The following is a 7,505-nucleotide window of genomic DNA, read 5'->3' on the forward strand; positions in this document are numbered from 1 at the left end:
CCGTTGCGAAGGGTGCGCTCAACCTTCGGGCCGCTCCACTCAGGGGTATGTCCACTGTCTTGCATATGGACGCATGCTGACCTGCTCCCCTCGGCCCGGCAACAAGGGCCTTGAGGCCACGCTTACGCAACATGGCATGAATGCCAACTTGCTGCACCGCTGGCGTAAGGAGTGGGCGCAGGGCCTGCACCGCCTCGAAGGTGGCATCACCACCGCAGTCGCAACACCTCAGACCCCGGCCTTCGTCCCCATAGAGCTGAGCACCGCAGCGTCAATAACCGCCAGCGAGCAGTCGTCCGTTGCCGCCTCAACGCCAGCGACCGACATCCGTATCGAATGTCAACGTCCCGGCATGTCCGTGACCGTGCACTGGCCCTTGTCTGCTGCGGACCAGTGTGCCCAGATGCTGCGCGAGTTGTTGCGGTGATCCGCATCGATGCGGCCTGGCTGGCCACGGCGCCATTGGACATGCGCGCGGGCACCGACACCGCCCTGGCGCGGGTGATCGCCACCTTCGGCGCGGCCCACCCGCACCACGCCTACGTCTTTGCCAACCAGCGCGCCAATCGTCTGAAGGTGCTGGTGCACGACGGCGTGGGTCTGTGGCTGGCCGCGCGCCGATTGCACCAGGGCAAGTTCGTCTGGGCGCCGCCGGGCAGCCCGAATGTGGCGCTGGAGCACGCCCAACTGGACGCCTTGGTGCTGGGCTTGCCTTGGCAGCGTATGGGCTCAAGCGGCGCCATCACCGTGATCTGAATCTTCGGCTCGACGATGAATTCATGGCAATTGGGAGATGTGCCAATGGCCTTGGCTGTTGGTGGTTGGCACACTGCAGGTCATGGTGATCGACGAGCAAGCCCTGAGCGAACTGGACGCAGAGCAACTGCGCGAAGTGACCCAGCGCCTGCTCACGGAACTGCGCCACCAGCGTGCTCTCAACGAGAAGCTCGCCTATGAGTGCGCGCTGCTCAAGCGGCTGAAGTTCGCCACCCAATCCGAGCGTCACAGCGCTGATCAGCGCACCCTGCTGGAAGAGGAACTCGACAGCGATCTGGCCGCCGTCGCGCACGAGATTGAGCAATTGCGCCCGGCTCAACCTGCTGCCGAGAAGCAGCAACCCAAACGGACACCGCTGCCGACGCACCTGCCACGGCGCGAGGTTCGCCATGAACCCACGTCCACGACATGCCAGTGCGGCTGCCAGTTGAAGCGCATCGGCGAGGACGTGGCCGAGAAGCTGGACTACGTGCCAGGCGTCTTCACCGTGGAGCGCCATGTCCGGGGCAAGTGGGCTTGCGCGAAGTGCCAGACCCTCACACAGGCGCCGGTGGCCGCCCACGTCATCGACAAAGGCATCCCGACCACAGGCCTGCTGGCGCAGGTGCTGGTGGCCAAGTACGCCGACCACCAGCCCTTGTACCGACAGGAGAACATCTTCGGTCGTGCCGGTCTGGCCATTCCAAGATCCACCCTGGCGCAATGGGTGGGCACCTGCGGCGCGCGGCTGCAACCGCTGGTCGATGCCCTCAAGACCGTGGTTCTCCAGCACCGGGTGTTGCACGGCGATGAAACCCCGGTGGCCATGCTCAAGCCGGGCAACGGTAAGACACATCGGGCCTACCTGTGGGCCTATGCCCCGGGCGCATTTGAAGCCACGCGCGCCGTGGTCTATGACTTCTGCGAGTCACGCGCCGGTGAACACGCCCGCGCCTTCCTGGGTGACTGGCGTGGCAGCCTGATTTGCGACGATTACGCCGGGTACAAAGCCAGTTTCAGTCAAGGTGTGACGGAAGCGGGTTGCCTGGCTCACGCCAGACGCAAGCTCTTCGACCTGCATGTGGCCAACAAGAGCCAGATTGCCGAGTTTGCCCTGACGCAGTTCGCCCGGGTCTATGAGATCGAACGGGACGTCCAGGCCTTGGCGGCACCAGAGCGGCTGCAGGTGCGCCAGCAGCACAGCCGCCCGATACTGGATGCCTTGCATCAGTGGATGGTGCTGCAACGTCAGCAGGTGGCGGGCAATTCGGCCACGGCCAAGGCGCTGGACTACAGCCTCAAGCGCTGGGCGGCGTTGACGCGCTTTGTTGATGACCCGCAATTGCCGGCTGATAACAACTGGATCGAGAATCGAATCAGGCCCATTGCCCTTGGGCGCTCGAACTGGTTGTTTGCCGGCAGCCTGCGCGCGGGCCAGCGAGCAGCAGCCGTGATGAGCCTGATTCAGTCAGCGCGCATGAACGGGCACGACCCGTACGCCTACCTCAAGGATGTGCTTACCCGGCTGCCCACGCACAAGGCCAGCCGGATTGAAGAACTGCTGCCGCATCGCTGGCAGCCGACGAGCTGATCCTGGCATTCGACGCCAGGGCTCTCGTTCATCGGGTGGCGGTCTTGCGCAGCAGGCCCGGTGAGACCTTCCAGCTCTGGCCTTCGTCGGTGCGCACGCTGGCGGTCTTCTTGTTCAGGCGCATCACGATGCCGTGCTTGACGCTGCCATCGCTGGCTGTGAACTGGACCCGGTCTCCCTCAGCGAACTGTGCCAGCTCCACCGTGCTCTTAGCCTGGGCCAGCAGGTTCAGGCGCTCGACCACCATGCGGTTGAGATAGAGCAGGTCCTCCTCTCCCATGTGGCGCAGGGCCTGCGTGAACAACTCGCGATCCAGAATGGTTTGCTTGGAACTCATCATCGGTGCAAATCTCGACCGCCTGACGGTGGCGGTGCACCGCAAGTCTATGGGAGCCAGCGCACTCCCCAGGTTGGAGTGATGACCATCAACAACCGTCATGTGCAAGATGGGTTGGCCATCCGCTTACGTGCATCGTCCCTCCGCAATGCTTGAAACCAGCCGCGCTCAAAGTGGTTGTACTCGGGCGTATTGCCCGGATAGGGGTTGCGGTACACGCCACGCAGTTCGTAGTACGCGCGGGCGCCTTGTTGGCGGATGCGATCAGCAACGCCTTGCCCCATTCCACGCCACAGTCTGTTATCCGCCTGTCACCGGCCGCAGAGTGATTTCAATGGCAGTGGTAGCCGCCAGTCCTGCGTTCGTTATGACACCCATTCGAGTCCGTGCCGCCTGAGTGAGCGAGGGCAACGGATGCTGCAAATGCGAGGGCCAAAGCGACTACGGTTTTCATTGAAGTCTCCTCCTAGGTTCGAAGTATTGCGATGGTTCCCTTTTGGGAGTATCGAACCTAGCACGGGGGCTTCTGGCGCTATCTCATCAACTTTGGGGATGCACCGCTTCTGCGTGACGTTTGTCACAGTCGAATTTAGACTGCAAGCGGCCAGTCAGCGCGAAGGTTCTGATGGCCGGTTTGCCTGAGAGCGGACGGCGGGGGATGGCTGGCGCGTAAGCTTTGCTCCCCGAGCAGATTGGCCTTGACGCCGTTCGTATCGCTCGTCAGCGGTTTGAGGGACGCTGCGCAGCCTAGCACGCAAATCGTCTGCTGAATGGTCTCCTGGCGCACTTCGGAGTTCAGCGCAGCGACGGGCACACCCTGTGTATCGGGCCGTGAGGTAACTGGCGCCGGAGGGACGAGCGCTTGCGGCGTGCTGCAAGCAACCAGCCCCGCAAGCATGGCTACAAGCGGTCCTGCATGTAGCGCGCCGCGTCACATCATGGGTGCGAGCATGCCACGCGACTGGTATACATCGGGCATGCCCATCTATCTCGACCTTGGCCGACGTTTCGTCCATCGCCCCAAGTACGAACCTCACGAGATTTACGTCGCTTCAGTCGCAGACAAGCGCCTGAAGTGGCCGCAGGTCCTTGAGAATCGCTTTGCCGTCGTAATTGCCCCGGCCAACTTCGGCAAGACAACCGAAATGCTGGAGCAGGTCAAGCGAATGCGCCTGGGCGGTGGCAACGCAGTTTTCGTGGCCCTGCGCAAGGTCGCGGACCGCACCAGCTTCGCGAAGGCGCTCGAACCGGCAGAGCGGATTGTTTTTGACGCGTGGCGAGCTGCCCCCACTGCCCCGCTGACGCTCTTTGTCGATTCTCTGGACGAAGCCTCGGCTGCACAGCGCGATGGCATCGCAGACCTCATCGCCGCCGTGGCGACGGAGGTGGGCTGGCCCAGCGACCTCATTCGGTGGGTCATCTCAACGCGCCCCGCCGTCCTGAGCACCTCCGTTCGAGAGAACATCACCTCGCAACTGATTGGTCCTTACGAGACGTCTATCAAGGCGGGCACGGGAAAAGTTGCATCTGCAGCCACGGATTCAAGCACGACATCAGCAGGCGGCGCTTCTGCAGCTGCGCCAGAGACACTGATGTTGTTCTCGATGACTCCGCTTGAGTCCAATCAGGCCAAGACCTACTTGGTGGGTCTGCACCCCACGCTAGACGCGCCTGAAGTCCTTCGCATTGCCCACGATCGCGGATTGGCGGGCTTTACAACCAGCCCGGGCGGCCTGGACGTTTTGGCCAACGTTGGCCTGACAACAAGCCCGCCAGACTCACTCACAGAGGTCTTCAATCGAGTCGTAGCCGCAGTCCAAGACCGACAACGCAACGACGCACGAATCGATGCCGCCGGCGGGGCAGCGCCCCAGGTTCTGACCGAGGCAGCGCAGAAGCTTGCGTCGGCTTCGCAGGTCTGCCTGTTGCCCAACATCGAGCTGACTGACGATGTCTTGGCCGTCACCGACGGAGTCTTGTCCGCTCGAAAGGTTGCGGGCGCCATGCTGACAGACAAGATTCTGAAACAGCTCTTGAACACAGAGATGTTCATCGACGCTGACCTCAACCAGGTCAAACTCTATCCGGACGAAATCGCCCCGTTCTTAGGCGCGCAGAGGCTTGCAAGTCTCATTCAGTCGCCGCAGCAGGCGCGCACGCTGGTAGACCACTTCACGTGGAGGGCACCCACGGGGGAGCAAGGGGTCTATCGGCAGTTTCTTCCGCTATTGGGGTGGCTGGCGACGCTCAACAGTCATTGCCGGGAAGAGCTTCTCGAACGCGATCCCCAGGCCCTTGCATTCTTCGGCGACCTGCGAAACGCCAAGGTGCCGCTTGCTGCCGCCAAGAGGGCATTGACCGAGAGCATCCAGCGCCTAGTGCTTCAGGGTGACCGGTTGGGTCGTGGCTACTTCAATCTCACCTCAGAGAACTACTGGCAGGCAGGGCCAGAACGTCTCGAACCGCTGCTGAAGGAGCTCTTTCAGAAGCACGGCAACCACCACTGGGCCCGCGATGCCCTTTTGGACATTACCGCCGCAGCTCGTTCGGACGTACTTCGCCGCTTCGTTCTCAAGGAATGTTGATTTCCACGCAAAGCTGACCCGGGATTTCCATTGAATCTTGACCCACCCTTTGGGATGAACCTTGCGGTTCAGGGTGTGGATAAGTTCTTCGGGGTCTTCTCCTTCTTGGGTGCTGGTGCGGGCTGTTGGGCGGAACTGTTCTTGAAGCGGAAGCTGTCGTTGCCGGTCTCAAGAATATGGCAATGGTGGGTCAGACGATCGAGCAGCGCGGTGGTCATTTTGCATCTCCGAAGACGCTGGCCCACTCACTAAAGCTCAGATTGGTGGTGATCACGACGCTGGTGCGCTCGTAGAGCCTGGAGAGCAGGTGGAACAGCAGCGCGCCGCCCGAAGCACTGAACGGCAGGTAGCCCAGCTCATCGAGGATCACGAGGTCAGCATAGGCCAGGCGGTGCGCAAGCTGCCCAGACTTGCCACAGGCCTTCTCCTCTTCCAGCGCATTGACCAGCTCCACCGTGGAGAAGAAGCGCACCCGCCGATGATGGTGCTCGATGGCCTGCACACCAAGTGCCGTGGCCAGGTGGGTCTTGCCGGTGCCCGGCCCGCCCACCAGCACCACGTTGTTGGCTGCCTCCAGGAACTCGCAGCGGTGCAACTGGCGCACCAGTGCTTCGTTGACCTCGCTGTGTGCGAAGTCGAAGCCGGCCAGGTCGCGGTAGGCGGGGAAGCGAGCGACCTTGAGCTGGTACGCCACCGAGCGGACCTCGCGCTCGGCGGTCTCGGCCTTGAGCAACTGGGACAGGATGGGCTGGGCAGCCGTGAAGGCCGGTGCGCCTTGCTCGGCGAGTTCGGCGACGGCCTGGGCCATCCCATGCATCTTGAGCTCGCGCAGCATGATCACGACGGCGGCGATGGCAGGGTCATGACGCATGGCGAGCCTCCCGCAGGCGGTCGTAGCGCACGACGTTGGACTGTGGCTCCACCACCAGGCGCAGCGCCTGCGGCGCGGTGACCGCACGCACCGCACTCTTGCCATCGAGCAAGCGGTGCAGCACGTTGAGCACGTGGGTCTTGGTGGGTGCGCCCGCCTCCAGGGCGAGCTCCACAGCGGCCAGAACGGCCTGCTCGTCGTGGTGCAGCACCAGGGCCAGGATCTCCACCATCTCCCGATCCCCGCCGGGCTGCTTGAGCAGCGCGGCCTGCAGCCGCTTGAACCCGGCGGGCAACTGCTCGAAGGGCGCGCCGTTGCGCAAGGCACCGGGCTTGCGTTGCAGCACCGCCAGGTAGTGGCGCCAGTCGTAGACGGTCTGGCCCAGGCCGTGGTGATGGCGCTCGATGATGCGCGGGTGCTCGCAGATCAAGCGCCCTTCTGCACACACGACGATCCGATCGGCATACACGCGCAGGCTCACCGGCCGGTTGGCGTAGGAGGCCGGCACGCTGTAGCGGTTGCGCTCGAAGTGCACCAGGCAGGTGGGGGAGACTCGCTTGGTGTGGTCCACAAAGCCGTCGAAGGGGCGCGGCATGGGCATGAGTTGCGAGCGCTCGCGCTCCCACGCCTGGGCCACGGTGCCGCCCAGACGGCTGTGATCGATCTCATGCCACAGCGCCTGGCAGCGCTGCAGCAGCCAGTCGTTGAGATCGGCGAGCGAGGCAAACGCCGGCGCTGATTGCCACAGGCGATGGCGGGCATCGCGCACGTTCTTCTCGATCTGCCCCTTCTCCCAGCCCGCTGCCGGGTTGCAGAACTCGGGCTCGAACAGGAAGTGGCTGACCATGGCGCCAAAGCGCGCGTTGACATCGCGCTTCTTGCCCTTGTGCACCCGATCCACCGCGGTGCGCATGTTGTCGTAGATGCCCCGCCGGGGCACGCCTCCGAGCACCTCGAAGGCGTGGTTGTGGGCGTCGAACAGCATCTCGTGCGTCTGCAGCGGATAAGCCCGCAGGTAGAACGCGCGGCTGTGGCTGAGCTTGAAGTGCGCCACCTGCAGCTTGGTGCGGGTGCCGGCGATCACCGCCCAGTCCTCGCTCCAGTCGAACTGGAACGCCTCGCCGGGCTCGAAGCTCAGCGGGACAAAGGTGCCACGCCCGGTGGTCTGCTGCTCGATCTGGCGCTGCGCATGCCAGGTCCGTGCAAAGGCCGCCACGCGGTTGTACGAGCCGCTGTAGCCTAGGGCCTGCAGATCAGCGCACATCTGCTTGAGGGTGCGCCGCTGCTTGCGCGAGCGTGTGGACTCGGTCTTGAGCCAGGCGGCCAGCTTGGCGGCAAAAGGGTCGAGCTTGCTCACGCTGCGCC

The 7,505-nt window shown here is 63.5% G+C and carries 7 protein-coding genes and 1 pseudogene; 4 read left to right on the top strand and 4 right to left on the bottom strand.

Annotation, left to right across the window (positions count from 1 at the left end):
- Window positions 1-136 precede the first annotated feature (136 nt).
- The 3 genes from M3149_RS22270 (at window position 137) to tnpC (ending at window position 2,347) form a co-directional block, all read left to right on the top strand.
- Window positions 137-427, top strand: coding sequence for a hypothetical protein (locus tag M3149_RS22270; protein ID WP_251711558.1), 291 nt, complete (start codon window positions 137-139; stop codon window positions 425-427).
- Window positions 424-756, top strand: coding sequence for an IS66 family insertion sequence element accessory protein TnpB (gene tnpB, locus M3149_RS22275; RefSeq protein ID WP_251711559.1), 333 nt, complete (start codon window positions 424-426; stop codon window positions 754-756). The genes M3149_RS22270 and tnpB overlap by 4 nt, the downstream gene beginning before the upstream one ends.
- Before the next feature lie 82 nt (window positions 757-838).
- Window positions 839-2,347, top strand: a complete 1,509-nt coding sequence (gene tnpC, locus M3149_RS22280) for an IS66 family transposase (RefSeq protein WP_251711563.1) — start codon at window positions 839-841, stop codon at window positions 2,345-2,347.
- A gap of 28 nt (window positions 2,348-2,375) precedes the next feature.
- Here tnpC and M3149_RS22285 read toward each other — a convergent pair whose 3' ends face one another.
- Together M3149_RS22285 and M3149_RS23235 are read right to left on the bottom strand one after the other, a co-directional pair.
- Window positions 2,376-2,684, bottom strand: a complete 309-nt coding sequence (locus M3149_RS22285) for a hypothetical protein (RefSeq protein WP_251711560.1) — start codon at window positions 2,682-2,684, stop codon at window positions 2,376-2,378.
- A 331-nt stretch (window positions 2,685-3,015) separates the two neighbouring features.
- Window positions 3,016-3,138 (bottom strand): YHYH domain-containing protein, encoded by a 123-nt coding sequence (locus M3149_RS23235; RefSeq protein WP_353056838.1) that lies wholly within the window; start codon window positions 3,136-3,138, stop codon window positions 3,016-3,018.
- Window positions 3,139-3,661: 523 nt separating this feature from the next.
- Between M3149_RS23235 and M3149_RS22290 the strand changes: the two genes are divergently transcribed.
- The gene (locus M3149_RS22290) at window positions 3,662-5,269 is read left to right on the top strand and encodes a hypothetical protein (RefSeq protein ID WP_251711561.1); all 1,608 of its coding nucleotides are present in this window, start codon (window positions 3,662-3,664) and stop codon (window positions 5,267-5,269) included.
- A 68-nt stretch (window positions 5,270-5,337) separates the two neighbouring features.
- Here M3149_RS22290 and istB read toward each other — a convergent pair.
- Together istB and istA are read right to left on the bottom strand one after the other, a co-directional pair.
- Window positions 5,338-6,140: pseudogene (gene istB / locus M3149_RS22295) on the bottom strand (IS21-like element helper ATPase IstB).
- Window positions 6,130-7,505 (bottom strand): IS21 family transposase (gene istA, locus M3149_RS22300; RefSeq protein ID WP_251711562.1); only part of this gene is annotated, 1,376 nt, incomplete at its 5' end. The gene istA and the pseudogene istB, both read right to left, overlap by 11 nt.

The sequence above is a fragment of the Hydrogenophaga intermedia genome, assembly GCF_023715105.1.
Taxonomy (GTDB): Bacteria; Pseudomonadota; Gammaproteobacteria; order Burkholderiales; family Burkholderiaceae_C; genus Hydrogenophaga; species Hydrogenophaga intermedia_A.